The sequence below is a fragment of the Streptomyces odonnellii genome (assembly GCF_000981895.1).
Lineage (GTDB): Bacteria > Actinomycetota > Actinomycetes > Streptomycetales > Streptomycetaceae > Streptomyces > Streptomyces odonnellii.
On record NZ_LATD01000144.1, the window covers coordinates 1 to 25,794 of the forward strand.

Consider the following 25,794-nt stretch of genomic DNA (forward strand, 5'->3'; position numbering starts at 1 on the left):
AGTGCGTGCCGTCGGTCTGGACGGGATCAGGAGGCGGGTGCTCCTCGCCGACGGGGAGCCGCTGCCGTACGACCGGCTGCTGATCGCCACCGGAACGCGGGCCCGCCCCTGGCCCCACCCCGACGAGGCCGCGCTCGACGGCGTACTGACCCTCCGTACCACCGACGACGCGAGCCGCCTCGTCGAGCGGCTCGACGCCGGACCGCGCCGGGTCCTGGTGATCGGCGCCGGATTCACCGGCTCCGAGATCGCCTCGGCCTGCCGCGAACGCGGACTCGAGGTGACGGTCGCCGAGCGCGGCCCCGCCCCGCTGGTCGGCGCGCTCGGCGGCGCGCTCGGCTCGCTCGCCGCGGCCCTCCAGCGCAATCACGGAGTCGATCTGCGCTGCGGGGTGACGGTAACCGCTCTCAGGGGGAACGGCGGCCGGCTCACCGGCGCCGAGTTCTCCGACGGCAGCCGGATCGAGGCCGATGTCGCCGTGGTCGCCCTGGGGGCCGTCCGCAACACCGAGTGGCTGGCGGAAGCCGGGCTGGCCGCGGGCCCGCGAGGGGTGGCCTGCGACGCCGGGTGCCGTGCCTTCGACATGTACGGGATCGTCACCGACAACGTCTTCGTGGCGGGCGACGTGGCCCGCTTCCCGCATCCGCTCTTCGAGTACCAGATGCTGTCCCTCGAACACTGGGGCAACGCGGTCGCCCAGGCCGAGGTGGCCGCCCACAACATGGTCAGCCCGGGGCCGTGCAGACGCCCGCATCTGACCGTGCCGGTCTTCTGGTCCAGTCAGTTCGGTCTCAACATCAAGTCCGTCGGTGTACCGACCTTCTCGGACCAAGTGCTCATCGCCCAGGGCTCGTTGCGCAAGCGCCGGCTGGTCGCCGTCTACGGCTACCGGGGCCGGATCACCGCCGCGGTCAGTGTGAACCGGGCCAAGTGGCTGGAGCACTACCAGCGGCTGATCGAGACGGCGGCACCGTTTCCCCCCAAGCAGGGCGCCGCCGACCGGCCCGTACCGTCCGAGCCCGTGCCGTCCGACGTACCGCCCCCGCAGTTGCTGTCGCACGGTCCGACCGTGGCGCTCACCGGCCATCTTCCGGACCGCCGGCTGACGCTGGTGCGGCACGACTGACCTCACCCGCCGCCGCCCGCTCCCCCGCTGTCCCCGGACTTTCCCGCCGTCCGCCCTCGATTGAGGAGACCCCAGCCATGCAACCGGAAACCCTGTTCCGGCGGATCACCGACTACGCGAACCGCGCCAACCCCTATCCGCTCTACGCCGAGCTGCGCGAGAGCGGTGTGGCGCGGCAGGACGACGGCAGCTATCTGGTGGGTACGTACCACGAGATCGCCGCCCTGCTGCACGACCCGCGGATCAGCTCGGATCCGCGCAACCGCACCAACCCCGAGGAGGAACTGCTCCGGAGGGGCGATCCGCCGGCCTTCATCGGTCTCGACGACCCCGAGCACGACCGGCTCCGCCGGATCACCATGCGGCCCTTCGGCCCGCCCCACTCCCCACGCCGCATCGACGACCTGCGCGCGGACATCACCCGGATCACCGAGGACCTGATCGGCACGTTCCGGAACAAGGACCGGGTCGATGTCGTCGAGGACTTCTCCTATCCGCTCCCGGTCACCGTGATCTGCCGGATGCTGGGCGTGCCCCAGGAGGACATGCCGCGGCTCCGCGAGTGGACGAACTCGGTCATCGCCAGTTTCGACTTCGGCACCGAGAACGACCAGGAGCACAAGGAACGCCTCCATGAGGGCATGGAGGCGCGGACCGCGATGGCCGAATATCTGGGCGATCTGTCCGACACCCGGCGCGGCCGTCCCTCGGACGACATCCTCTCCGCCCTGGTCAATGACGCGGGTCCCGAAGGGCGCCTGACCAGGCCCGAGTTGATGACGACGGCGACACTGCTGCTGATCGCCGGGCACGAGACGACAGTCAATCTGATCACCAACGGTGTGCTGACCTTCCTGCGCAAGCCGGAAGCGCTGCGGCTGCTGCGCGACAAGCCCGAGCTGATGCCCAAGGCCGTGGAGGAGCTGCTGCGTTACGAACCGCCCGTCCACATGGTGCCGCAGCGCACCCCGCTGACCGATATCGAGGTCACGGACGTCACCATCCCCAAGGGCGCGCCGCTGATCCTGATGCTCGCGTCCGGCAACCGCGACCCGCTGCGCTTCGACGACCCCGACCGCTTCGACCCGACGCGGGAGGACAACCAGCACTTCGGCTTCGGCGGCGGTGTGCACACGTGTTTCGGTGCCCCGCTGGCCCGGGTCGAGGCACAGATCGCGCTCAGTTCGCTCCTGCCGTATCTGGAGGACTTCCGACTGGTGGAGGACCCGCCGCCGTACCGGCGCAGCCCGCTGCTGCGCGGGCCCCGGCATCTGCTGATCGAACGCGGGTGAGGCCTCAGGGATCCTGCGCGCCGGTCCGTGTTCCGGGGAGTACGCGAGGGAGTACGCCGGGGAGCGCGCCGGGAAGTACCCCGGGGAATCCGTCCGTGCACCAGGACCCGCCGTCGGGCGTCACCGCGAACCCCTCGTAGCCGTCCAGGGACTGGAGCCAGTCCCGGGCCATGTCCCCCATGGCGAAGGCCGCGGTCGCGTAGGCGTCGGTCGTGGTGAGCCCGGTGCCCACCACGGTGAGGGACGCGTGACCCCGAGCGGGAACGCCCTGGTGGGGGTTGAGGATATGGGCGCCGCGCTCGGCACAGCCCGAGGTGGCGACGGCCAGATCGCGGCCGGTGACCACCACGCACAGCTCACCGGCGCGCAGCGGGTGCGCGATGCCGACGCGCCAGGGGACGCCGGGCGCCGCCTCGCCGCGCAGTTGGAGATCGCCGCCGCCGTTGACACAGGTGTTGCGGGCGCCCGCCTCGTACAGGATCCGCGAGGCACGTTCGACGGACCAGCCCTTGACCAGACCCGAGGGGTCGAGGGTGCCGCCCGCGAGATGGCTGAACCAGCCGCCGCTCACCCGTACCGCGCTCTTGCAGAGGGCGAGGACCTCCCGTACCTCCTCGCAGCACTCGGCGAGGAGGAGTTCGCCGCGTGCGAGGCGGCTGATGGTGCTGTCGGGGCGGTAGGTGGAGAACACCTCGTCGACATGGCGCAGCCAGGCCACCGCCTCGGCCAGCGCGGCTTCGATGGCGGGGGTGCACGGATCGCGGATGTCGAACGAGAAGACGGTGCCCATCACATGCTCCACATGGCTCGTCGCGCGCTCCGCACGGCCCGGTCCGCGCGGCGGGCCGAGGTCAGCCACCGGCCCTGTCCAATGCGCTCTGGAGGGACCGGATATAGCCCTGGCTGGTGTAACTGGCGCCGGAGACCGCGTCGATGTGAGCGCTCCCCGCGCTGAGCGCCTCCTGTGTCAGACGGGGTACGGCGGCGGCGGTGACGCGCCGGCTGTGACCGTCGCCGGACGGCGCCTGAAGGACCTTCACCCCGGTCAGATGCCCGGCCCCGACCGTGACGGAGACCTGCACCGTGCCGTACCGGGTGTCCACGGGATCGCCCGTGTAGGTGCCGTTGCCCGCGGCCGGACCCGCCGCCGGATCCGAAGGTCCGGACGGTACGGTCCCGCTCGGCGCCGGTACGGGCACGGGCGCCCGATCGGCGAGTGCGGTGGTGTGGTGGGGCTTGAGGGCGAGCAGCACGACGACGAGCGTGCTGGTCGACGCGGTGGCGAGGACGGCTCTGCGCACAGTGGATCTCCTCGGGACTCTCTCGACGATCGGACTCGGAATCCGCACAATCGGCCTCAGGCTGCATATTCCATCTCAGAACGTGAACGACTCGTGGTGGATACGGCGCCGCCGCACCCCGGCCGCCCGCAGGGCCCGCTTCGCGGCCTCCGCCATCCCGGGCGGCCCGCACAGATACACCTCGTGCGCGGCCAGGTCCGGTACGAGACGGGCCAGGGCGCGGGCGGTCAGGGGCGGGGAGTAGCCGCCGGGTCCGCCGACGACGTAGTGGACGACAGCGCCACGGGCCGCGGCGATGGCGTCGAGTTCGCCCCGCAGCGCGAGGTCCTCGGGGCGGCGGGCCCGGTAGACCAGGGTGACCTCGCCGGGCAGGGTCTCGAACAGGGCCCGCAGCGGTGTGATCCCGGCCCCGCCCGCCAGCAGCAGTGTCTTGGGGGCCGTCTTCGGGGCCCTGCTCCGGTCCGCGGTGAACGCACCGTACGGTCCCTCGGCCCAGACCCGGGTCCCGGGCCGCAGCCGGGCCAGCGCCGCGCTGTGTCCGCCCGCCGCCTTGACGGTGATCCGCAGATGGCCGGCGAGCGGGGGCGCGGACAGCGAGTACGGGTTGGCGGTCCACCACAGCCCGGGCGTCAGGAAGCGCCAGCGGAAGAACTGCCCCGGCCGTGCGCCCAGTTCGTCGAGCCGCTCCCCGGTGAGATGGACGGAGACGACACCTGGTGACTCATGGCGCAGGCCCGCGACCCGGATCCGGTGGCGCAGGGCCCGCCGTACGGGAACCAGGAAGCGGTACCACACGAGAAGCGCGGCGACCGTCAGATACAGCGCGTACCAGGCGGTCCTGGCGGGCCGGCTGCCGATGAACTCGGCGCCGTTGGCGAGCTGATGGCCGAAGGCGAGAAAGACCGCGAGATAGGTGGCGAAGTGCAGATAGTGCCAGGTCTCGTAGCGCATCCTGCGACGCGCGGCACGCGCCGAGACCAGCGCGGTGCCGGTCAGCAGGAGGAAGGCGGCGGTGGCCTTGAGCATCTCCGGGTAGTCCAGGACGAGTGTCCGCGTCTGGTCCACCGGGCCGGAGTGCGAGACGAGGGAGTAGCCCCAGATGATCAGCAGGACATGGGCGAGGACCAGGGAGACGGTATAACGGCCGCCCGCCGCGTGCCAGCGCGCCATCCGGTCGGTGCCGATGCTGTGGTCCAGTGCCGGTGTCCGGGCCATGAGCAGCAACAGGACCGCACATCCGTACCCGGCCAGCAGTCCGGTGATCCGCGCACCGCCGGTCAGCCACCCCGCCGCGCCCACCACCGACTCCGTATCGCTCCACCACAGGGCGAGGACACCGGCTGCGCCCGCCCAGATCACGGCCTGCGCCAGCGCCGGTACGGCGTCACCCGCACGCCGTGGCCGTACCGCACGGCCCGTGCCGCCCGTACCGTGCCGGGCGTGGGTCGCGGTGGTCATGAAGTCTCCCTTCGCTGCTTCTGCGCTTCGCCTTCGAAGCACCGCGTCGCCAGCACCGCGTCGCCGGATCGCTGAGCGCCCGCATCTCTGAATCGCGAGCCTCGCAGCGGAACCTGTGACCGCGCTCTCAACGCCGTCGGCCCCGTCCGATTCAGAGGAAACTCAGAGCCGGAGCACCGTCGGCGCTCCCGGTTCCCGGGGGATGCTGGACGGACGATGAACGCACCGAGCCACCGACTACGCCCGCACGCCGCCGACGGCGGTCCCGTACGGATCCTGGTCGTCGACGACGAACCCGATGTCACCGAAATCCTCGCCGGAGTGCTCTCGGGCGAGGGCTGGGATGTCGTCACCGCCGCAGACGGTGTGTCCGCGGTCTCCGCGGCCCGTACCTTCCGTCCGCATGCCGTCGTCCTGGACTGGATGCTGCCCGACATGGACGGCCTGTTGGTGCTGCGCCGGCTGCGCGCCGAGCTGGAGCACGTCTGTGTGCTGTTCCTGACCGCGCGCGACGCGGTCGAGGACCGGATCGCCGGGATCACCGCGGGCGGCGACGACTATGTGACCAAGCCGTTCAGCCTGGAGGAGGTGCTGGCCCGGCTGCGCGGCCTGCTGCGCCGGGCGGGGATGGCGCGCGGGCCGGGGGGAGTGGACCGGCTGGCCGTGGGCGATCTGGTGATGGACGAGGACGCCCGGGAGGTGACCAGGGGCGGTGAGCCCGTGGAGCTGACCCGTACGGAATTCGAACTGCTCCGGTTCCTGATGCGCAACCCCCGCCGGGTGCTGTCCAAGGCACAGATCCTGGACCGGGTCTGGTCGTACGACTTCGGCGGTCGCGCGCATGTCGTCGAGCTGTACATCAGCTATCTGCGCAAGAAGGTCGACACCGGCAGGTCCGCGATGATCCACACCGTGCGGGGTGTGGGCTATGTGCTGAAGCCGGGGGCGTGATGCGACTGTCCCCGAACGCCGTGGCGCGCGCCCTGGTCCCCCGTACCCTCCGTGGTCAGCTCACCACCGGGCTGGTGGTGCTCCTCGCACTGGCCTGCGCGGCGGTGGGCATCACCACCGTGCTCGCGCTCAACGGCTTCCTGGTCGGCCGTCTCGACCAGCAGCTTACCGCGTCCGACGGACGGTTCGCGGCCAGCCTGGAGCACGAGAGCGCTCCCGACGCCGACAACGTGCCCGATACTCGCGGTCAGTCGGAGGGCACGTTCGGCGCCCGGCTGCTGCCGGGGACGGTGACACGGGCGGCGGTCGTCCAGGAGGACTCGGACGCCGCCGTGCCGCTCGACTCCGCCGACCGGCGGGCCCTGGCCGCCGTGCCCGTCGACGGGCACGGCCACAGTGTGCGGCTGTCGGGCCTGGGTCCCTACCGGCTCACCGCCGTACGGGGCGACGATCACGACATCCTGGTCACCGGCCTGCCGCTGCGCCCCGTCGAGGACACGGTCCACCGGCTGGAGGGCGTGGAGGCGGTGGTCTTCGGTGTGGCCCTCGCCGCCACCGGCACCGCGGGGGCGCTGTGGGTACGTATATCCCTGCGCCCGCTGCGGCTGGTCACCGCGACGGCGGCGAGCGTCGCCGAGCTGCCCCTGGCGAGCGGCGAGGTGGCCATGCCACGGCCCGTCCCGGTCACGGCCCCGGACACCGAGGTCGGCCGGGTCGGCACCGCCGTGAACCGGATGCTCGGCCATGTCGGCGACGCGCTGGAGCGGCGCCAGGCCGGTGAGGAGCGGCTGCGCCGGTTCGCCGCGGACGCCAGCCATGAACTGCGCACCCCCGTGGCCAATATCCGCGGCCACACCGAACTCGCGCTCCGCCAGAAGGGCGCCGTCCCCGCGCAGGTCCTGCGTTCGCTGGACCGTATCCAGTCCGAGTCCGTACGGATGAGCCGCCTCGTGGACGATCTGCTGCTGCTCGCCCGGATCGACGCGGGCCATGCCCTGGACCTCGGTCCGGTGGATCTGACCCGGCTGGTCCTGGACGCCACGGACGATGCGCGGGCGGCGGGCCCCGGTCACCGCTGGCTGCTCGATCTGCCGGCGCGGGCCGTCGCCGTGACGGGCGACGAGCACCGGCTGCACCAGGCCGTCGGCAACCTCCTCGCCAACGCCCGCTCCCACACGCCCGCGGACACCGAGATATCCGTACGGCTGGCCGCCGGGCCCGACGAGATCCGGCTGACGGTGGCGGACAACGGCCCGGGGATCCCGGCGCGGCTGCTGCCCGAGGTGTTCGGCCGTTTCGTACGGGCCGACCGGGGCCGCTCGCGCAAGGACGGTGGTACGGGGCTCGGCCTGGCGATCGTACGGGCGGTGGTGACGGCGCACGGCGGAAAGGTGGAGGCGGCGAGCGGAGACACCGGGACGGTGTTCACACTCGTACTCCCGGCACCACCTGGCGACGCCCCGCGCTAGCGTCCCGAGCTCAGGCCCCGGTCCGCCCGGTCCCCCCGGACCGCCCGGACCGCCCGGATCCGGGCGGCACCGCGGACAGCGGTTCCGCGATGTCCTCCAGCGCCCGGCGCTCCGCCGGTACCGCCAGGAACACCGCCACCAGCCCGGCCGCGCACATCAGCCCCGCGCCGATCCGGAAGGCGAGCGCCGTGTCACCGACCGCCCCGGACGCGGTGAGGTCCGCGAAGACCAGCGGCCCGCTGATCCCGCCCGCCGCCGTGCCCAGCGCGTAGAAGAAGGCGATCGCCATGGCGCGGGTCTCCATCGGGAAGATCTCGGAGACCGTCAGATACGCGCTGCTCGCGCCCGCCGACGCGAAGAACAGCACCACGCACCAGCAGGCGGTGAGTGTGGTGGCGGTCAGCACCCCGGAGTCGAAGAGCCAGGCCGTGACGAAGAGCAGGATGCCCGACAGCAGATAGGTCGAGGAGATCATGATCCGGCGGCCGACGGTGTCGAAGAGCTTGCCGAGCAGCAGCGGGCCGACGAAGTTGCCTGCGGCGATGACCGCGAAGTAGTAGCCGGTGTGTCCGGTCGGTACGCCGAAGAACGTGGTCAGGATCGTGCCGAACCCGAAGGTGATCGCGTTGTAGAGGAACGCCTGCCCGATGAAGAGCGACAGGCCCAGCACCGCCCGGCGTGGATACCGGCGGAAGATCGTCCTGGCGATGAGGCCGAACCCGACGCTCTTGTGCTGGTGGATGGTGATCATCCGGTCCGGCGGCGGGAGTCTCCGCTGCTTCTCCTCCTCGATGCGCCGCTCGACGGAGTCGACAAGCTGCTCCGCCTCCTCGCCGTACCCGTGGATGAGCTGCCAGCGCGGACTTTCCGGCACCTGCCGCCGTACGAGCAGGATGGCCAGGCCGAGGACGACACCGAGCGCGAAGGAGAGGCGCCAGCCCACGTTCTCCGGCAGCAGCGCGGTGTTCAGCATCACGATGGACAGCAGCGAACCGCCCACCGCCCCCAGCCAGTAGCTGCCGTTGATGATCAGATCGACCCGGCCCCGGTACGCGGACGGGATCAGCTCGTCGATGGCCGAGTTGATGGCCGCGTACTCGCCGCCGATGCCGAACCCGGTGAGAAAGCGGAAGACGAAGAACCACGCGATGTCGAAGGAGAGCGCGGTCATCGCGGTCGCCCCGAGATAGACGGCGAGGGTCACCATGAACAGCTTCTTGCGGCCGTAGCGGTCGGTGAGCCGCCCGAAGACCAGCGCGCCCGCACACGCGCCCGCCACATAGAGCGCGGCGGCGACCCCGGTGACCTGCGCGGAGGTGATCGGCAGCCCGCTGCCCTCCTCGGACAGCCGGCCCGCGATATTGCCGACGATGGTGACTTCGAGGCCGTCCAGGATCCACACCGTGCCGAGCCCGACGACGATCATCCAGTGCCACCGCGACCACGGAAGCCGGTCGAGCCGCGCCGGTACGGCGGTGGTGACGGCGGGCGGCACCGGCCCGGCAGACGTCGTCATCGCCTCAGTCTGCGTCACGTGCCGGTGGCATCCCGCACGCTGTCACCCGTCCGGAGGACAAATACGCCCCCGCGAGTACGTTGGAAAGGAAGGCCGACGAGGAGGCGAGGAGTCATGCCGCGCACCGACGACGAGCACGGAACGGTCATCGTGACGGGGGCGAGCCGGGGGATCGGCGCCGCCATCGCCACGGCGCTGGGAGCCCAGGGGTACGGCGTGGCCGTCGACTACGCCGCCCACGCGGAGCCCGCCGAGGAAGTGGCCGCCGCTATCCGCGTGAAGGGCGGACGCGCGAAGGCCATCCGCGCCGATGTGTCGTCGCCGAAGGAGGTGGCGGAGCTGTTCGAGCAGGCGGAGCGGGAGTTGGGACCGGTGACCGCGCTGGTCAACAACGCCGGAAGCCTGGGCGCCGAGGCGCCTCTCGACGCACAGACCCCCGACTCGCTCTCCCGGCTGCTGGAGATCAATGTCCTCGGTCCGATGGTGTGCGCCCAGCACGCGGTACGGGTGATGTCCACCCGGCACGGCGGCCGGGGCGGATCCATCGTCAACATGGCTTCTGTGGCCGCCCGTACCGGCGGTCTGCCGGGCCACTCCCCCTACGCGACCACCAAGGGCGCCATGGTCTCCTTCAGCCGGGCCCTGTCCAATGAGGTCGCCTCCGAGGGCATCCGGGTCAACAGCGTCTCCCCCGGCATCGTCGCCACCGAGATGACGGAGGGTCCGGGATTCGAGGAGGGCGCCGCCGGCAGTCCGATCGGCCGCTTCGGCCGCCCGGAGGAGATCGCGGACACGGTGTCCTGGCTGCTCTCACCGGCCGCGTCGTTCGTCACGGGCAGCGACATCACCGTATCCGGCGGGCGCTGAGGCGCCCACCGTACGCGTACGTCGAACACCGTCGGCGGATCCACCGCCCGGGCCCACGGAGTGCGCGTAAGCGGCTCCGTTAAGGGAAATGAATATCACTTGGAAAGAGGATCACCGGTCAGCATGAAGATCGAGAGGACAGTTGAGTGGCCCTGCCTCTGTACCTGGAGCCACGCGTGGAGACGCGTCCGGCGGCGCTGCTGAGAGAAGAGCGCTTTCTGCGCGGGCTCGTCGGCGCTCTCGGTTCGCCGCTGAATGTGGTGCTGCCCGATCAGTTGGCCGACAATGTGGCGCGATTCCGGGCCATGTACCGCAAACACCAGCTCAGCGGTCCGATCTGCTTCGCCCACAAGGCGAATCGTTCCAGCGCGCTGATGCGCCGTCTTGCCGCGACCGACGCCTCGGCGGATGTCGCGTCCCTGGGCGAATTACAGCACGCCCTCGGGTCCGGGTTCACCCCGGACCGGATCATGGCGACCGGCCCCAAGACCCCGGAGTTCCTGTGGCTGGCGGCCCGTACGGGTGTCACCGTCCATGTCGACAACCGTGCGGAGCTGGACCAACTGGCCGCGCTCATACGCTCGTACGCGCTTCCACGGGTACGGATCCTGCTCCGGCTCTCGGCGTTCGAGTCGCCCGGGGTCAAAGTGCTCAGCCGGACCAGCCGGTTCGGCACTCCAGTGCGTGAACTTGAAAGCGCTCTCAGCGCGGTTGACGGGCACAGCGGGGCGGTGGAGCTGATCGGGGTCGGCTTCCATCTGGACACGACCAGTGTCGGCGAGAAGGCCCTCGCCCTCGAAGGAAGCATCCGCGCCATGGACGAACTGCGCGAACGGGGCGTGAGCCCAAGGGTGGTGGACATCGGCGGCGGCTTCGGCGTCAACTACCTCGCGCACCACGAGCAGTGGGAGCGCTACACCACCGAACTCACCAGGGCCGTCCTGGGCCGGCGGCCCCCCTTGACCTGGCGCGGCCACGGCTATGGGCTGCGCGACGACGCCGGGACCCTGCGGGGTTCGCTGGCCCTCTATCCGGCCTACCGCCCGCTCGCGGGCGAACAGTACCTGGACGAACTGCTGTCGGCCCCCGCCCCCTCGCTGGGCGGGCGCCCGCTGTCCACCCTGCTGCTGGAGAATCTGTACGACCTGTGCGTCGAGCCCGGCCGGGCCCTGGTCGACCAGTGCGGGCTGGTGCTGGCGCGGGTGCTGGAGGTGCGCCGTACCGAAGCCGGGGAGCATCTCGTACGGCTGGAGGCCAAGGCCGACGACATCGGCCTGGAGGACCACGGCGTCTTCATGGATCCCGTCCTCATCGGGCACGAGGACACCGGGCATGGGAGAGACGGGGGCGACGACGCCGTGGGGGTCTATCTCGCGGGCGGACTGTGCCTTGAGGCCGGTCTGATCTCGCGCAGGACGGTTTTCCTGCCGCGTCTGCCGCGCCCCGGGGACCTGCTGGCTTTTGTGAACACCGCCGGATACGTCATGGACTTCCAGGCCACCGGCGCACAACGGCTGCCCGTGGCACGCGGGGTGGCCGTGTGGCAGGACGGCGAGGACGGCGGCCCATGGCAGTGGAGCCTCGACGAACAGTACTGGCCGACGCTCCGTCAGGAAGGACAGGCGTGAGATACGACAGCATCACCCAGGCCATCGGCAACACCCCGCTGGTGAGGATCGACCCGCGGGTGCACGGTCTGCGCCATATCGATCTGTACGCCAAGCTGGAATTGCTCAACCCCTTCGGCTCGGTCAAGGACCGCGCGGCGTGGAACATGGTCAGGCCCGGGCTGGAGACCGCGGTGGAGCGCGGCAGCCAGATCGTCGAACTGTCCAGCGGCAACACCGCGAAGGCGCTGTCCGTGATCGCGGGCATGCACGGACTGTCGTTCAAGAGCGTGACCAACCGGATGCGGATCCCGGAGATCAAGGATCTGCTTCTGCTGCTGGGCGCGGAGATCGAGGAGCTTCCCGGGCAGAGCGAATGCCTCGACCCGACCGACACCGACGATCCGCTGACCCTCTTCCACCGCGCGCTCTCGGACCCGGACAGCGCGTATCTGCACACCGACCAGTATTTCAACGACCGCAACACGGAGGCCCACACCCTGGGCACCGGGCCGGAGATCGTCAAGGACCTGGACGGGCGGGTGCCCGGCTGGTTCGTCGCCTGTGTGGGCACCGCCGGATCCTCCACCGGTGTGGCCAGGGTGCTGCGGGAGCACGATCCACGGGTCCGGGTGGTCGGGCTCGTCGCGGACAAGTCGGACTTCATTCCGGGGATCCGCACCATCGACGAGGTGCACGAGGTGGGCCTGTTCGACCCGGCCACCTACGACACCATGGAGTCGGTGACGGCCGACGAGGCCATCGACGGGATGCTGACCCTGGCCCGCCGCTGCGGCATCCTCGCCGGACCGACCGGCGGCGCCGCCTACTTCGGGACCGTACGCCATCTGCGCGCGCTCGACGCCGGACTCGACACCGAACCGGCCGGCTCCACCGGGCGCAGGACCGCCGTGTTCATCGTCTGCGACCGTATCGAGAGCTATCTCAGCTATGTACGGCGCCGCCGTCCCGAACTCCTCGGTCTGGCGCCCCGCAAGAACTCGCTGCTCGATGTCTCCGGGACGGAGATCGCGGCGGTCGCCTCCGTGCCGGTGCGGGAGGCCCAGGAGTGGATCGCGCGGGAGCAGCCCCTGGTGATCGATCTGCGCAGCCCGTCCGCCTACGCGGCCCTGCACATCGAGCACGCGGTCAATATCGTGGACGAGCTGTTCGCCGAACTCGTCCGGGGCGGGCTTCCGTTCAGCGCGCGCAAACCGGTGCTGCTGACCTGTCCGGTCGGCGACAAGTCCGCGCGGTACGCGGCGCTGCTGACCCGGATGGGGCACACCGACGCCCGCAGTCTGGAGGGCGGCATCATCGCCTGGCGCGACGCGGGTGCCCCGCTGGTACGGGACTGACGCGGATGACCACGACCGACCTCCGTGACCGCAGCGACGGCGGGACCTTCCCGTACGATCTGAGCCCTTGGCAGCAGGCCCTGCGCGCCCAGTTCCCCATCATCACCGCCCACCCTGAGCTGGCGTATCTCGACAGCGCGGCGACGGCCCAGAAGCCCGAGGCCGTGCTGAACGCCGTCCACACCTATCTCACGACCGCCAACGCCAACGCGGGGCGCGGCACCTACCCCTGGGCGAACGCCTCGACCGAACTGGTGGAACGCACCCGCCGGCAGATCAAGTCCTTCCTCTCCGACCCCGAACCCGACCGCTCCACCGTCCACTTCACCAGTGGCACCACCGAGGGCCTGCGCACCGTCGCCCTCGACTGGCTGACCGAGCTGCTCACCGACGGCGACGAGATCGTCGTACCGTACGCCGACCACCAGGCCAACGTGCTGCCGTGGCTGGAGGCACGGGACCTGCTCGCGGCCCGGGGCATACGGATCGGGGTGCGCGAGATGCCGTACCAGACCTCCTCCGGCGACTACGACCCCGCCACCCTCGCGCGCCTGCTCGGTCCCCGTACCCGCTTTGTCGCCACCACCCATGTCCACCATGTCTACGGCGCCGACATGAACGTCCACCGCGTCCGCGCCGCCGTCGGCTCTGATGTAGCGATCTGTCTGGACGCCGCCCAGAGCATCGGCCACCAGCCCGTGTCCGTCGCCGGTCTCGATGTCGACTTCGCCGTCTTCTCCGGACACAAGGCACTCGCGCTGCCCGGCACCGGCGCCGTCTGGGCCCGCCAGGCGCGCGGCCCGCGCTTCACCCCCGGCGGCTGGAGCGGCACCCCCAACACCGCCGGAATCGCCTCCCTGGCCGCGGCCCTCGACTGGCTGCGGGAGGCGGGAACGGACCGTATCGCCCGCTGGACCACCGCCCTCGCCCTGCGGCTGACCGACGGGCTGCGCCACCTGCCCGCGTACCGGATCCTCGGCTGTCAGACCAGCCTCGCGCAGGACTCCCCCGTCCAGCACCGGGCCGGCATCGTGACGTTCCGCCATCGGTCCATCGGCGCGAGCGATCTGGGGTTCATCCTCTTCAGCCATGGCTTCATGGTCCGCACGGACGGCCACTGCCAGGGAGCCGCCGGCGAGAAGACCTCGTCGGTCCGCGTCAGCACGCATGTCTACAACTCCCCGGAGGAGATCGACCGGTTGCTCGCCGTCCTCGGCGGGCTCGAATGAGGAATGGAAACCGTTTCCACCTGTAACTTGGAAGTGTTCGACGAGTCCGGTACGAGCAGGGCGAAGGTGGCACGGCCAGATGGGGCTGAGCATGGCGGCGGCTGAATCGTGGGTACGGCGGTGGGAGCGGCAGCAGCAGCGGTACGCGGTCGACCGCGAGGAACGGTTCACGGTGATCGCGGATGTGGTCGAGGAGGTGGCGCGGGACCGCCCGCGCCCGCATGTCCTGGACCTCGGCTGCGGCCCCGGGTCGCTCGCCGCGCGGCTGTCCGCCCGGATCCCCCGGGCGGAGATCGTGGCGGTGGACATGGATCCGCTCCTGCTGGAGCTGGCCCGTACCCATCACGCGGACGCCGCCCGCTATGTGGACGCGGAGATCGGCGCGGAGGGCTGGACCGAGGCCCTCGCACTCGACCGGCACCTGGACGCGGCCGTCTCCACCACCGCGCTGCACTATCTCTCCGAGCACACCCTGCGACGGACGTACGAGAAGCTCGCGGAGCTGCTGCGCCCGGGAGGCGTCCTCATCAACGCCGACCACTTTCCGCAGCGGGCCCCCGGGCATGCCCGGCTCACCGCGCATGTCGGGCGGTGCCGGGCCGAGCGGCAGCGGGTCTTCGTCCATGAGGACTGGGACTCGTGGTGGGCCGCGGCGGCGCGGGACCCGGAGCTGGCGGACCTGCTCGCGGAGCGGGCCCGCCGGGGCCCCATCGCGGAGGCGGGCGAGGAGCTGCCCCCGTCCCGCCACACCGAGCTGCTGCACTCGGCGGGATTCCAACACGCCGCGCCGGTCTGGCAGTTCGGCAACAGCCATGTGCTGGTGGCGATCCGCTGAGACCTACGGCCTCTCGTCGTACGGTACGGTCCTCCGCCGCGCGGCGCCGCTGCCCGGGGACGCGCGGTCGGGGGCACCTCCGTCGGTGCGAGAGGTGCGGGAGGCGGTCAGGCGATGCCGTTGCGCTCGCTCATTCCCGCGGTGATGTCGCGCAGCAGGTCGGGCAGGTCGTACGGAGCGGTGCGGACCTCGATCAGCACCATCCGGTCGGGGGCCGCGTCCGCCGCCGGCAGCGCCCGGTCCAGTTCGTCCGGTGTGGCAGCGCTCAGACAGAGCGCGTCACCGACACCGAGCGCGCCGGGGAGCCGCTGCCAGTCCCAGCGGGCGATGTCGTTGTACACCGCCGCACGGCCGTGGATGGCGCGCTCGACCGTGTAACCGTCGTTGTTGACCAGGATGATGACCGGGGTGAGGCCGTAGCGGCCCATGGTGCCCAGTTCCTGCGCCGTCATCTGTGCCGAGCCGTCCCCGATGACCAGCAGACAGCGGTCGCCGGGGGCCGCGAGCTGCGCGCCCAGCAGCGCGGGCAGGCTGTATCCGATGGACCCCCACAGCGGCTGCCCGATGAACCGCGCGCCGGCGGGGAAGCGCTGGGTGCAGAGCCCGAAGTACGGGGTGCCCTGTTCGGCGACCACGGTCTGCCCCTCCCGGAGCGACCGCGCCACTCGCGGCCAGAGGTACCCCTGGGTCAGTGGCTCGTCGGCGCGGGGGCTCCGCCGGACGCCCGAAGTCCCGGTTGCGGCCGTAGCCGTATCCGCGGAAGTGCCTGCCGAAGCACCTCCGAAGGTGCCGGTGAACGCGTCGGTACGGAGCTTCTCGGCCGGCAGTCCGCTCAGCGCCGTGAGCGCGGCGGCCAGGGGCACCCCCCGGTACTCCGTACCGTCGATGAAGGCGGACTCCGGCTGGAGGTCGATGCCCCGGCCGGGATCGAAGCCGTGGCTGAAGCCGCCGCTGGTCGTGTCCGCGAGCCGTACCCCCGCGCGGATCAGCACGTCCGCCTCCTCGATCACCCGGCGGGTACGGGGATCGCCGAAGGCGCCCGCGTACACCCCGAGCCAGGCCGGGCGGGTCTCGTCGGCGACGGTCTTGCCCATGGCGAGCGTGGCGAACGGCACGCCGCTGGAGTCCAGAAGCGCCGCCAGCGCGTCCCGCGCGCCGAACCGGTCGACCAGGAAATCCGCCAGCACCGCGGCACTGTGCGCACCGGCCAGCTTCCGGCGCGCGTCCTCGGTGAAGCGCTCCAGGGACCGGGCGTCGACCGGGAAGGCACGTCCTTCCGCAGGCAGCGGTCCGGTCGGCGCGGGTACGGGGAGAAGCGGCACGTCGGAGGCCATGCGCAGATAGACCGGCCGCCGTTCGCGAAGAGCCGTCAGCAGAACGCGGTCGATCTCCTCGGCGGCGTTGTCGGGGGTGATGGTCGCCATGGTGGCGCTGACACTGCGCTGGGCGCGCGCGAAGCGCTCGAAGTCGCCGTCCCCGGCGGTGTGATGGACGAGCGCGCCGGCTTGTTCCATGGCCGTGGCGGGACCGATGACGAGATGGACGACGGGCACGTACTCGGCGTAGCTGCCCGCCACCCCGTTGACGGCGCTCAGCTCCCCGACCCCGAACGTCGTCAGCAGCGCACCCAATCCCCGGACACGGGCATAGCCGTCGGCGGCGTAGGCGGCTCCGAGTTCATTGGCGTTTCCCACCCACTCGATCCGCGGGTGCTCCATCACCTTGTCGAGAGCGGCGAGATTGTAATCACCGGGAACACCGAAAAGCCGGTCCACTCCGAGCGACACGAGGCGGTCGAGAAGGTATTCGGTGATCGTGATGTCACGAGGCTTCATGGGGATTTCACTCCCGAATACGGCACGAGCACTGGAGCACGAGTACGGCACGGTCGCGGGACAAGCGCGCGCCTTCCACTGTCCGGGAATCCGGCTGCCCCGGGTAACAGAGGAAGCGAGAATTCGTCCGCCGGTTTCCTGGGGAATCCTCAGGGTCAGCGGCTCTGGTGGCAGCGGAACGGGCCGCCCGGGCGGACTCCCGGAGCGGGATGTACCGTGATTCCACAGGAGCGGGGACAGGGTGGGGACGGAGCACGGAAGCGGTCAACGCTCCGCTCGGACACGAGGCGACCCATGATCGATCCATTGATCCGGGAAATGATCGGCGAACTGCCGTCCTTCGCACCGGAGGTCACGGCCGTCATCCGCGCGGAAATCCCCCGGTATTCAATCGTGCCCGAGCAGGAGCACGTGCGCGATGTGCGAGTACAGCTCCATGGGCTGCTGGACGGCCTGGAGCACGGAATCATGCCCTCGCCCGGATATCTGCGTGAATCCTCGCGGCTGGGCGCGGCACGGGCGGCGCAGGGCCTGCCGGTCGAGGCACTCCTCGGCGCGTATCACATCGGCTACCGCGAGACCTGGAACGCGATGATGCGTCACGCCGTCGGCCGGGGCCAGGAGGCGGTCACCGAGCTGGCCGCGCAGGTCACCCTGTTCTGGGCCTGGATCCGGGAGCTGACGAACGCGGTGGCCGTCGCGTACGAAGGGGTCGTACGTTCCGAGCTGTCGGCGCAGGAGGACCGGTACCGGCGGCTGATCGAGGCCATGGCCACGGCCGATCCCGCCGACGAGGCGACGGTGACGCTGGCCCGGTCCCTGGGATACGACCCGGCCGGCGAGTTCCAGGCGTTCCGCGGCCGGTCCGGCGATCTGCCGAGCGGCAGCCTGGAGAGCTTTCGCCGGTACGCCGCCACCGTTCCCGGTGTGGTGGTGGCGGCCATCCACGGCGGCGCGCTGTCGGTGCTGAGCCAGGGGGTGCAGGACGGGGTCATCCTGCGGTCGCTCTCCCGGGCGGTGCGGACCGTGGGGCAGGGGGCCGGCGCACCGCGGCTGCCACTCGGGATCGGCCTGCCGAGGGCCGGTCTGCCGGGCGCGGCCGACAGTTTCCAGGACGCCGACGGCGCGCTGTCACTGGCCCTGCGCCAGGGCGGCGGGACCGTCCGCTACTCGGTCGCCTGGCTCCAGGCGAGCCTCGCGGAGCAGTCGCGCCGGCTGGGCGACGTCCTCGGGGCGGGCGCCCGTACGGCGGAGGCGCACCCGCATCTGGCCGCGGCCGTGACCGCCTACGCGGACCATGGATTCGTCCCGACGGCCGCCGCCCGCGCGCTGAACGTCCATCCCAACACGGTGGTGTACCGGCTGGACCGCTGGACCACGCTCACGGGCTGGAATCCGCGGACCCGGGACGGGCTGATGAGGTCCCTGCTGGCGCTGGACCTCTGTCCGGCGGCTGTCCGTCCGGCCGCTCATATGCCCAGGCCCTGACCGCCGTTCACGGGACTGTCCGGCGCCGGGCGCCCCGCTGACTCCTCCACCACCTGCGCCAGCCGCCGCAGCATGTCGCGGTGCCTGACCTGGAGAAACGCGTCGAGCGCCAGATTGTGCACCGTACCGCCGAAGCCGCGCAGCGGGTGCTCGTCCAGGATCACCAGCGTCTCGTCGCCCCACGACCGGATGTCGAACGCGATCCGCGCCGAGCCGAGCAGCCCGCTGTGCGCCTCCAACTCCAGCCACCGGGGCGGCTCATGGCGCCGTACGACCGTACGCCCCCGGAACTCCTTGGGCCCCAGCCGCAGCGTGTACGTCAGCGAGGAGCCGACCTCGGGCCAGTGGCCCTCCGCCGGGGCGGAGCGCGCGGTGCCGACCACCCATTCGGAGTAACGCGCCGGGTCTTCGAGGACCGCCCAGACAACGGCGGGCTCGCGCGAGATGAGCTGATGCCGTACGGCCATATGCCCTCCCTGACGAATCAGCGGCAGCCGAATCAGTGGAAGCCCACGCCCTTACGTCGATCAAAGCACCATCGCGGCGATCCTGCGGCCCGGGCCGGGAACGGCCAGGTCCCCGGCCGGGCGCCGGGCCCTGTGCCGGGGCCGGAGCCCTGTGCCGGGGCCGGGCGCGCACGGCCCCGTGCCGGCCCCGGGCGCTCATGCCCTGCCGGGGGCGGTCTCCCGTACGACCTCCTCGGCCGGCTTGTCGTCGCGCAGGCCCAGGAAGCGCGGGTGACGGAGCATGCCGTCCCGGGTCCATTCGGTGAAGGCGATCTGGGCGACGAGCCGCGGCGCGGCCCAGTGCGGCGCCCGCTCCCGTACCGGATCGGTGAACGGCGAGCGGTCCACGCCCAGCCCGTCCAGCCGTCGCCGCAGGTCCAGCAGGGTCCGGTGGTCGTAGCCCGTACCGGCCTTGCCCGCGTACCGCAGCCGTCCGCCCCCGCTCCTCTCGTAGTAGCCGAGCAGCAGGGCGCCGAAGCCGGCCCGCGCGCCGGACGGTTCCGTATAACCGCCGATCACGAACTCCTGGCTCCGTGCGCACTTGAGCTTCAGCCAGGAGGGAGAGCGCCGGGGCTCGTACGGCCCGTCGGCCCACTTCGCGATCAGCCCCTCCCACCCGCGGGCACACGCCTGGTCGAGCAGTTCCTGGCCGCCCCGGTTGCGGTGCGGGGTGAAGCGCAGGGGCGGGTGGTACGCGAACGCTCTGCGCAGCAGGGACTTGCGGGAGCGCAGCCGCAGCCGGGTGACATCGACGCCGTCGAGCCGCAGCAGGTCGAAGAGGTGGTATGTGACGGCCACCCCGCTGGCACGGACCTGCCGGGGATCGGTGAGCCCCATCCGCTGCTGGAGCAGCGCGAAGTCGGTGCGCCCGTCCGCGTACGCCACGATCTCGCCGTCCACGGTGAAGTCGGCGCGGTCCTGCGCGGTGAGGGCGTCCACGACCTCCGGATAGGTGGAATTGAGCCGCCGTCCGGTGCGCGACAGAAGGCGCACCCCGCGCTCGTCCCGTACGGCGAGCACCCGCACCCCGTCGAGCTTCCGCTCGAAGATCCACTCATCGCCGAACTCGCGCCGGTCGCTCAGTGTGGCGAGCATGGGCCGCGCCGCCAGCTCCACCCCGGACCGGGCACCGCCCAGCTTCCGCCGCTCGCTCGCGGGCAGTGTCTCCAGCAGGGAGCTCACCGCCGGCCCCAGCGTCTGACACTCCACGTGTACTGATCGCCGCCCACCCAGTGCACCACCGCCGGATCCTCCAGATCGGCGCCCCCCAGACCGGCCGCGTAGGCGTATTCGTACACGTCCTCGATGGAGAAGGCCTTGCCGACCAGCTCGCCCAGCACCTCCACCAGCCGGAACGGCGGATCCCCCGCGTTGACCGGCAGCACCACAACCGGAGCGATACGAACCTGCGGGCTCTCTCTTTCCGTCATGAGACCGGCCTTCACCTCAAGGAAAACCCCTCGGTACGAGGCTCCGCCACCCCACCCCGCCCGGCAACCGGGACACGTCTCAGCCCGTTTCGGCCGCCTCGTCGAGGGCCGACCAGGTGGACTCCGGGAGGTCCGTGTCCGACCAGCGGGCCGCGGAGGCCACTTCGTCCGGGGCGCGGAAGCCCGCGACCACGCCCGCCACCACCGGGGCGCGCAGCGGGAAGCGGAGGGCGGCGTGCGGGAGAACGGTGTGGTGGGCGGCGCAGATGTCGGCGAGGCGGCGGGCGCGGCGCAGTGTCGCGGCGGGGGCCGGACCGTAGTCGAAGGAGGCGTCGTCGGCGGGGCGGGGCCGGCTGAGCAGGCCGGAGTTGAAGGGGGCCGCGGCGACCACCGACACACCGCGCCGCTCGCACGCCTCCAGCAGCGGGCGGGCCGTGCGGTCGATCAGGGTCCAGCGGCCGGCCACCATCACCGCGTCCACATCCGCCTCGGCGACGACCCGGAGCAGCGGGGAGACGGTGTTCATACCGACACCGACGGCGCCGATCGCCCCTTGGTCGCGCAGCGCCGCCAGCGCGGGCAGGGCCTGGCCGAGGGCGGTGTCGAGGTGGTCGTCGGGATCGTGCACGTAAACGATGTCCACCCGGTCCAGGCCCAGCCGGGTCAGGCTGCCCTCCAGGCTGCGCAGCACGCCGTCCCGGGAGTAGTCGGGGCGCCGGATCAGGGTGTCCGGTACGGCGAAACCCCCGGCGGCCAGGTCGGATCCGGTGGGTGCGGGGTGGGGCTCAAGCAGCCGGCCGACCTTGGTGGAGACGGTGAACTCCGCCCGGGGCCGGTGGGCGAGCGCCGCGCCGAGCCGCCGTTCGGAGAGTCCGAGGCCGTAGTGGGGCGCGGTGTCGTAGTAGCGCACCCCGGCGTCCCAGGCGGCCTCGACCGTGGCCCGCGCCCGGTCGTCGTCGAGCGGGGTGTAGAGGTTGCCGATGGGCGCGGCACCGAATCCCAGGGGGCTGACGCGTACGTCCGTACGGCCGAGCCGGCGGGCGGTCACTCGGCGATCCCGTACCAGCGCGCGGCCGTCCCGCCGAAGACGGCCTCGCGCTCGTCGGCGCTCAGCCCGCCGGTGAGGGTCTCGGCGACGGCCAGGACCTCGTCGTACCCGGCCGCGAGCAGGCAGACCGGCCAGTCCGAGCCGTACATCAGCCGGTCGGGGCCCACGGCGGTGAGCAGTACGTCCGCGTAGGGGCGCAGTGCGGCGGCCGGGTCCGCGCCGGTCCTGGTGACCAGGCCGGACACCTTGACGGCGACGTTGGGGCAGCCGGCCAGCTCGGTCAGCAGCGCGGTCCACGGCTCAAGGCCAACGGCGCCCACGACCGGATTGCCCGCGTGGTCCAGGACGAAACGGACATCCGGCAGGTCGCGTACGGTCCGGACGGCGGCGGGCAGTTGGTCGGGCCGTACGAGCAGTTCGTACACAAGGCCCGCGGCGCCGACCGCCTCGATGCCGCGCCGAACCTCGGGCCGTGCGGTCCACTCCGGATCGGCCTCGTCCTGGATGCCGTGCCGGATGCCGACGAGGGCCGGGCCGCCGGGCAGCTCGCGCAGCTCCGCGAGGCGGTCGGTGATTCCGGGACCGGTCAGGCCGGTCCAGCCGACGACCGCCCGGACATATGGATCCGTGGCTGCCAGGGCGAGCAGTTCCGGTGTCTCCTCGGCCACGGCGACAGTCTGCACGACGACGGTCGCGTCGATGGCGTTCCGGTCGAGCGCGGGCCGCAGATCGGCGGTGGTGAAGGTGCGGCGCAGGGCCGGGATGTCGCGGGTCCAGGGCTGGTCGCGTACCGCGAGATCCCATAGATGGTGATGGGCGTCGATGCGCACCGGTCGGTCCTCCGGGTCGGCGAAGTGTGCGGTGGGCGGGCGGAGTTACGGGGACGGGCGGCAGCCCGCCGCCGGGCGGGGTACGGAGTCCCGGCCGGCTCAGTCCAGATGGAAGATCTCCTCGGCGGCGGCCCACCGCTCCCCCTCGGCCGCGCTGTCCAGCGGCTGCTGGCACGGGTCGGTGAGCGCCCACCACTCCTGGGAGACCGGATCGGCCGCGATCCGCGCGGTGTCGGCGGCGTAGTCCGTCCCCGTGTATTCCAGGTAGCTGAACAGCAGGCCGTCCCGCAGGAAGATGGAGTAGTTCCCGATGTTGGCCCGCTTGAGGGCCGCGAGCACGCCCGGCCAGGCGGCCGCGTGCAGGGCGCGGTACTCGGCTTCCTTCTCGGGCCGCAGCCGGATCACCGCGGCGAAGCGTCGCATCGCGCTCCTCCTCCGTAAAGGATCTGCTTCATCGAACAGGCAGGACCTTAAGGATCTGATCCCTTCAACGCAATAGTCGGGGGTATTGCATCCCTTTTGGTGCGATATGAGGCGCTATCAGGGATCAAGTAACCAGAGTTTTCGCAAGACTCTTTTCAATACGTAACGCGGCTGTCATAGTTGCCCCCGCCGATGAACCTGATTAATCCGAAGCGGCATGAGGAGGGGGTAACACCGTGGCGGCTCCATCACAGGTCCCTGGCGAAAGCGAAGGGGACGACGACGCGTCGCGTCGCTACCGGCCGGGCTACGAACTGGTCGCCGAGCAACTGCTGAACTACATCGCCGAGCAGAATCTGCGGGCCGGGGACCGGCTGCCCACCGAACAGGGCCTGGCCCAGATCCTGGGCGCCTCCCGCAATGTGACCCGTGAGGCGGTGAAGGTCCTGGCCGCGATCGGCCGGCTCAGTGTGCGGCGCGGCGCCGGCATCTTCGTGGCCGACTCGGGCGGCGGGCTGGTGGACGACCCGCTCTCGCACTTCCGGCCGACGAGCATGGAAGACGTCCTGATGCTGCTGGACTACCGGACGGTCATCGAGTCGGAGACGGCGCGACGCGCGGCGTCCCTGGCCACCCCGATCGAGGTCCGCACCATCCGGGAGTGTGCCGAGACCTCGCTGGTGGCGGCCCGGGAGTCGGACGGATACGGCTTCGCCAAGGCCGATGCCGCGTTCCATGACGCGGTGGGGGCCGCCGCGCACAATGTCTTCCTCAGATCGAGTGTCGCCGGTGTGCGGCGGCTCGCGTCACAGTCCGATGTGCTGCTCTTCCACGGCGACGCGCCGGGTTCGCTGGAAGTGGCGGCACGACAGCACCTCGCCATTGCCGAGGCGGTCGCCGCGGGGGAGGCCGGTCTCGCCGGGGAGCTGATGGTGGAGCACATCGCCACGACGCAGAGCCAGTTCGAACGGAAGATCCGCGACCGGCTGTTCAATCTCGACTCCCGTACGGCTTCCGGGCCTCCCGGACGTCCGTCGAAGAACACCGCTTCCACCTCTTCCACCGCTTCCCCGGACGATCCGCTCTCCCCGGAGACGTCCGCCTCGTAATCGGAGACGTCCGCCTCGTGGGCCGGCGGCCACAAGCCGGCCACGTGGCTCACGGACCGAGCCGCCCCCCAACGCCGGGGGAATCCGGAGGACGACCGGACTCCCCCACTGTCATCTCATTCAGGCGATTGGATTCCCGTGTCTGCACCGTCCGCACCATCACCCCGCAAGGGCATATCCGTACGACTCCGAAGAGCCCTCATAGCCGCCCTGTCCCTGGCCACGGCGGCGGCACCGCTGGCCGCCGTACCTGCCCAGGCTTCCCCCCGGGCGCAGGGCCTGGACGTCTATGTCTCGCCGTCCGGCCGGGACTCCGGCACCGGCACGGCCGCCCGTCCCTTCAAGACGCTCGAACACGCACGGGACTATGTGCGGACGGCCAAGTCGAAGGTCCGCGGCGATGTCCGCGTACGGCTGCTGTCCGGTACGTACGAGCTGAGCCGTACGTTCACCCTCACCGCCCAGGACTCCGGTGCCGACGGGCAGCGGATCGTCTACGAGGCCGCGCCCGGCGCCCACCCCGTGATCAGCGGGGGCAAGCGGATCACGGGCTGGACCCCGGCCGACGCGTCGGGGAAGGTCTACAAGGCCAAAGCCGGCGATCTCGACACCCGTCAGCTCTATGTGAACGGCGAGCTCCAGACCCGGGCCCGCGGCGAGAAGAACCCGCCCGGCTTCAACAAGACGGCCACCGGCTACACCTTCACCGACACCGGCCTCAGCGGCTACAAGCGCCCCCAGGACCTTGAGGTCGCCAGCTCCTGGGGCTGGAAGCTGATGCGCTGCCCGGTGGCGTCGATCTCCGGGAACGCGATGACGATGCGCCAGCCCTGCTGGCACAACGCCCACCTCCAGCAGGGCCAGGAGATCCAGAACCCGACCTGGCTGGAGAACGCCCGCGAACTGCTGGACAGCCCCGGCGAGTGGTACCTGGACAAGGGCGCGGGCGAGGTCTACTACCTGCCCAAGGCCGGCCAGAACATGTCCACCGCGACCGTCGTCGTGCCCCGGGTACAGGACCTCGTCGACTTCAACGGCACCACGGCCCGCCCGGTCACCGACATCTCCTTCGAGGGCATCACCTTCTCCTACTCCACCTGGCTCGCCCCCAGTTCGTCCGAGGGCCTCATCGAGGGTCAGGCCGGTTTCCGGATGGTCGGTGAGAACAACCCCGACTTCGACTCGACCCGGCTGCACTGGCTGAAGACCCCCGGCGCCGTCAACGTGAGCCACGGCCACGACATCGGCTTCCGGGGCAACACCTTCACCCACCTCGGCGCGGTCGGTCTCAACCTGAACACCGGCACCCAGGGCACCGACATCACGGGCAACGTCTTCCGCCAGATCGCCGCCACCGGCATCCAGGTCGGCGGCACCGACATCGTGGACCACCATCCCGACGACCCGCGGGACATCACCAAGAACACCACGATCGCCAACAACCTGGTCACCAAGGTCGCCGACCAGTACAACGGCTCAGTGGGCATCCTGGTCAGCTACACCGACCACACGGTGATCAGCCACAACAAGGTCTATGACCTGCCCTACAGCGGTATCTCCGTCGGCTGGGGCTGGGGCCTCACCGACAGGGGCGGGGACACCAACTATCCCGGCAACTCCGGCGTACCGGTCTGGGACACCGACACCACCAGCCGGAACAGCAAGATCACCGATAACGAGATCTTCGACTTCATGAAGTCGCAGGCCGACGGCGGCGGCATCTACACCCTCAGCACCAACCCCGGCGGCGTCGTCTCCGGCAACTACATCCACGGCGTTCCCTCGGCGGCCTACGGTGCCATCTACCACGACGAGGGCAGCCGCTACTGGCAGAACACCGGCAACGCCCTGTGCGACGTGTCGTACCAGTGGATGCTGATGAACCACGGCCTGGACATCACCGCCACGGGCAACTTCACCACCCAGCCCGCGTTCACCACCCAGGCCAACAGCATCGGCAACAACGTGAGCGGCAACATCACAGTCGGTTCCTGTGAGCAGCTCCCGGCCTCGATCGTGAACAACGCGGGTCTCCAGCCCGCGTACCGTCACCTCGACCCGGGCCCCGAGGTCACCGACCGTACGGCGCCCACCGCCCCGGCTCTCATTCACATCT

The 25,794-nt window shown here is 71.0% G+C and carries 23 protein-coding genes; 12 read left to right on the top strand and 11 right to left on the bottom strand.

The genetic code is table 11. The annotated features are described in order from the left end of the window. Both WH07_RS14890 and WH07_RS14895 read left to right on the top strand, forming a co-directional pair. Positions 1 to 1,126 (top strand): NAD(P)/FAD-dependent oxidoreductase (locus WH07_RS14890; RefSeq protein ID WP_046500356.1); only part of this gene is annotated, 1,126 nt, incomplete at its 5' end. A gap of 77 nt (positions 1,127 to 1,203) precedes the next feature. Beyond that, the gene (locus WH07_RS14895) at positions 1,204 to 2,418 is read left to right on the top strand and encodes a cytochrome P450 (protein ID WP_046500357.1); all 1,215 of its coding nucleotides are present in this window, start codon (positions 1,204 to 1,206) and stop codon (positions 2,416 to 2,418) included. Between the two features lie 4 nt (positions 2,419 to 2,422). Here WH07_RS14895 and WH07_RS14900 read toward each other — a convergent pair whose 3' ends face one another. The 3 genes from WH07_RS14900 to WH07_RS14910 form a co-directional block, all read right to left on the bottom strand. Beyond that, positions 2,423 to 3,208 (bottom strand): FAD:protein FMN transferase, encoded by a 786-nt coding sequence (locus WH07_RS14900; protein WP_046500358.1) that lies wholly within the window; start codon positions 3,206 to 3,208, stop codon positions 2,423 to 2,425. Between the two features lie 61 nt (positions 3,209 to 3,269). After that, entirely contained in the window at positions 3,270 to 3,719 is a 450-nt protein-coding gene (locus tag WH07_RS14905; protein WP_046500359.1) for an FMN-binding protein, read from the bottom strand. Positions 3,720 to 3,794: 75 nt separating this feature from the next. Next, positions 3,795 to 5,177: a ferredoxin reductase family protein gene (locus WH07_RS14910; RefSeq protein ID WP_046500360.1), complete on the bottom strand. Its 1,383-nt coding sequence runs from the start codon at positions 5,175 to 5,177 to the stop codon at positions 3,795 to 3,797. Positions 5,178 to 5,393: 216 nt separating this feature from the next. Between WH07_RS14910 and WH07_RS14915 the strand changes: the two genes are divergently transcribed. After that, entirely contained in the window at positions 5,394 to 6,128 is a 735-nt protein-coding gene (locus WH07_RS14915; RefSeq protein WP_046500361.1) for a response regulator transcription factor, read from the top strand. Beyond that, a complete protein-coding gene (locus tag WH07_RS14920) occupies positions 6,128 to 7,597 on the top strand; it encodes a sensor histidine kinase (protein WP_046500362.1) in 1,470 nt (489 codons plus the stop codon). Before WH07_RS14915 ends, WH07_RS14920 begins: the two co-directional genes overlap by 1 nt. Before the next feature lie 10 nt (positions 7,598 to 7,607). Here the strand turns inward: WH07_RS14920 and WH07_RS14925 are convergent, their stop codons facing one another. After that, on the bottom strand, positions 7,608 to 9,113 hold the full coding sequence (locus WH07_RS14925) for an MFS transporter (RefSeq protein ID WP_046500363.1): 1,506 nt from the start codon (positions 9,111 to 9,113) through the stop codon (positions 7,608 to 7,610). Between the two features lie 114 nt (positions 9,114 to 9,227). Between WH07_RS14925 and WH07_RS14930 the strand changes: the two genes are divergently transcribed. The 5 genes from WH07_RS14930 (at position 9,228) to WH07_RS14950 (ending at position 15,009) form a co-directional block, all read left to right on the top strand. Next, positions 9,228 to 9,980: an SDR family NAD(P)-dependent oxidoreductase gene (locus tag WH07_RS14930; protein WP_046500364.1), complete on the top strand. Its 753-nt coding sequence runs from the start codon at positions 9,228 to 9,230 to the stop codon at positions 9,978 to 9,980. 146 nt (positions 9,981 to 10,126) lie between these two features. Continuing rightward, entirely contained in the window at positions 10,127 to 11,608 is a 1,482-nt protein-coding gene (locus tag WH07_RS14935) for a Y4yA family PLP-dependent enzyme (RefSeq protein WP_046500365.1), read from the top strand. Then, complete coding sequence (locus WH07_RS14940; RefSeq protein WP_046500366.1) at positions 11,605 to 12,945, top strand: pyridoxal-phosphate dependent enzyme; 1,341 nt, start codon at positions 11,605 to 11,607, stop codon at positions 12,943 to 12,945. The genes WH07_RS14935 and WH07_RS14940 overlap by 4 nt, the downstream gene beginning before the upstream one ends. Before the next feature lie 5 nt (positions 12,946 to 12,950). Continuing rightward, positions 12,951 to 14,174, top strand: coding sequence for an aminotransferase class V-fold PLP-dependent enzyme (locus WH07_RS14945; RefSeq protein WP_046500367.1), 1,224 nt, complete (start codon positions 12,951 to 12,953; stop codon positions 14,172 to 14,174). A gap of 79 nt (positions 14,175 to 14,253) precedes the next feature. Next, entirely contained in the window at positions 14,254 to 15,009 is a 756-nt protein-coding gene (locus WH07_RS14950; protein ID WP_046500368.1) for a class I SAM-dependent methyltransferase, read from the top strand. A gap of 107 nt (positions 15,010 to 15,116) precedes the next feature. On the opposite strand, the gene WH07_RS14955 is transcribed toward WH07_RS14950, so the two are convergent. Next, a complete protein-coding gene (locus tag WH07_RS14955) occupies positions 15,117 to 16,844 on the bottom strand; it encodes an alpha-keto acid decarboxylase family protein (RefSeq protein WP_046500369.1) in 1,728 nt (575 codons plus the stop codon). Between the two features lie 294 nt (positions 16,845 to 17,138). Here WH07_RS14955 and WH07_RS14960 point away from each other — a divergent pair, with 294 nt between their 5' ends. Further along, on the top strand, positions 17,139 to 18,332 hold the full coding sequence (locus WH07_RS14960; RefSeq protein WP_046500370.1) for a PucR family transcriptional regulator: 1,194 nt from the start codon (positions 17,139 to 17,141) through the stop codon (positions 18,330 to 18,332). Here WH07_RS14960 and WH07_RS14965 read toward each other — a convergent pair. From WH07_RS14965 to WH07_RS14990, 6 genes are all read right to left on the bottom strand, one after another. After that, positions 18,314 to 18,799, bottom strand: coding sequence for an SRPBCC family protein (locus WH07_RS14965; protein WP_046500371.1), 486 nt, complete (start codon positions 18,797 to 18,799; stop codon positions 18,314 to 18,316). The genes WH07_RS14960 and WH07_RS14965 overlap by 19 nt on opposite strands. 195 nt (positions 18,800 to 18,994) lie before the next feature. Continuing rightward, positions 18,995 to 20,020: a non-homologous end-joining DNA ligase gene (gene ligD, locus WH07_RS14970; RefSeq protein ID WP_046500372.1), complete on the bottom strand. Its 1,026-nt coding sequence runs from the start codon at positions 20,018 to 20,020 to the stop codon at positions 18,995 to 18,997. Then, positions 20,017 to 20,268 carry a hypothetical protein gene (locus tag WH07_RS14975; RefSeq protein ID WP_198533809.1) on the bottom strand — a complete coding sequence of 84 codons (252 nt, stop codon included), beginning with the start codon at positions 20,266 to 20,268 and terminating at the stop codon, positions 20,017 to 20,019. The genes ligD and WH07_RS14975 overlap by 4 nt, the downstream gene beginning before the upstream one ends. Positions 20,269 to 20,347: 79 nt before the next feature. Beyond that, positions 20,348 to 21,316 carry an aldo/keto reductase gene (locus tag WH07_RS14980; RefSeq protein WP_046500373.1) on the bottom strand — a complete coding sequence of 323 codons (969 nt, stop codon included), beginning with the start codon at positions 21,314 to 21,316 and terminating at the stop codon, positions 20,348 to 20,350. Further along, the gene (locus WH07_RS14985) at positions 21,313 to 22,146 is read right to left on the bottom strand and encodes an amidohydrolase family protein (protein ID WP_046500374.1); all 834 of its coding nucleotides are present in this window, start codon (positions 22,144 to 22,146) and stop codon (positions 21,313 to 21,315) included. The genes WH07_RS14980 and WH07_RS14985 overlap by 4 nt, the downstream gene beginning before the upstream one ends. A 99-nt stretch (positions 22,147 to 22,245) precedes the next feature. Beyond that, positions 22,246 to 22,569, bottom strand: a complete 324-nt coding sequence (locus WH07_RS14990) for an L-rhamnose mutarotase (protein ID WP_046500375.1) — start codon at positions 22,567 to 22,569, stop codon at positions 22,246 to 22,248. A gap of 236 nt (positions 22,570 to 22,805) precedes the next feature. On the opposite strand from WH07_RS14990, the gene WH07_RS14995 reads away from it, so the two are divergent. Both WH07_RS14995 and WH07_RS15000 read left to right on the top strand, forming a co-directional pair. Beyond that, on the top strand, positions 22,806 to 23,678 hold the full coding sequence (locus WH07_RS14995) for a FadR/GntR family transcriptional regulator (RefSeq protein WP_046500376.1): 873 nt from the start codon (positions 22,806 to 22,808) through the stop codon (positions 23,676 to 23,678). Positions 23,679 to 23,816: 138 nt separating this feature from the next. Further along, on the top strand, positions 23,817 to 25,794 hold a 1,978-nt coding region (locus WH07_RS15000), incomplete at its 3' end, for a right-handed parallel beta-helix repeat-containing protein (protein ID WP_198533810.1).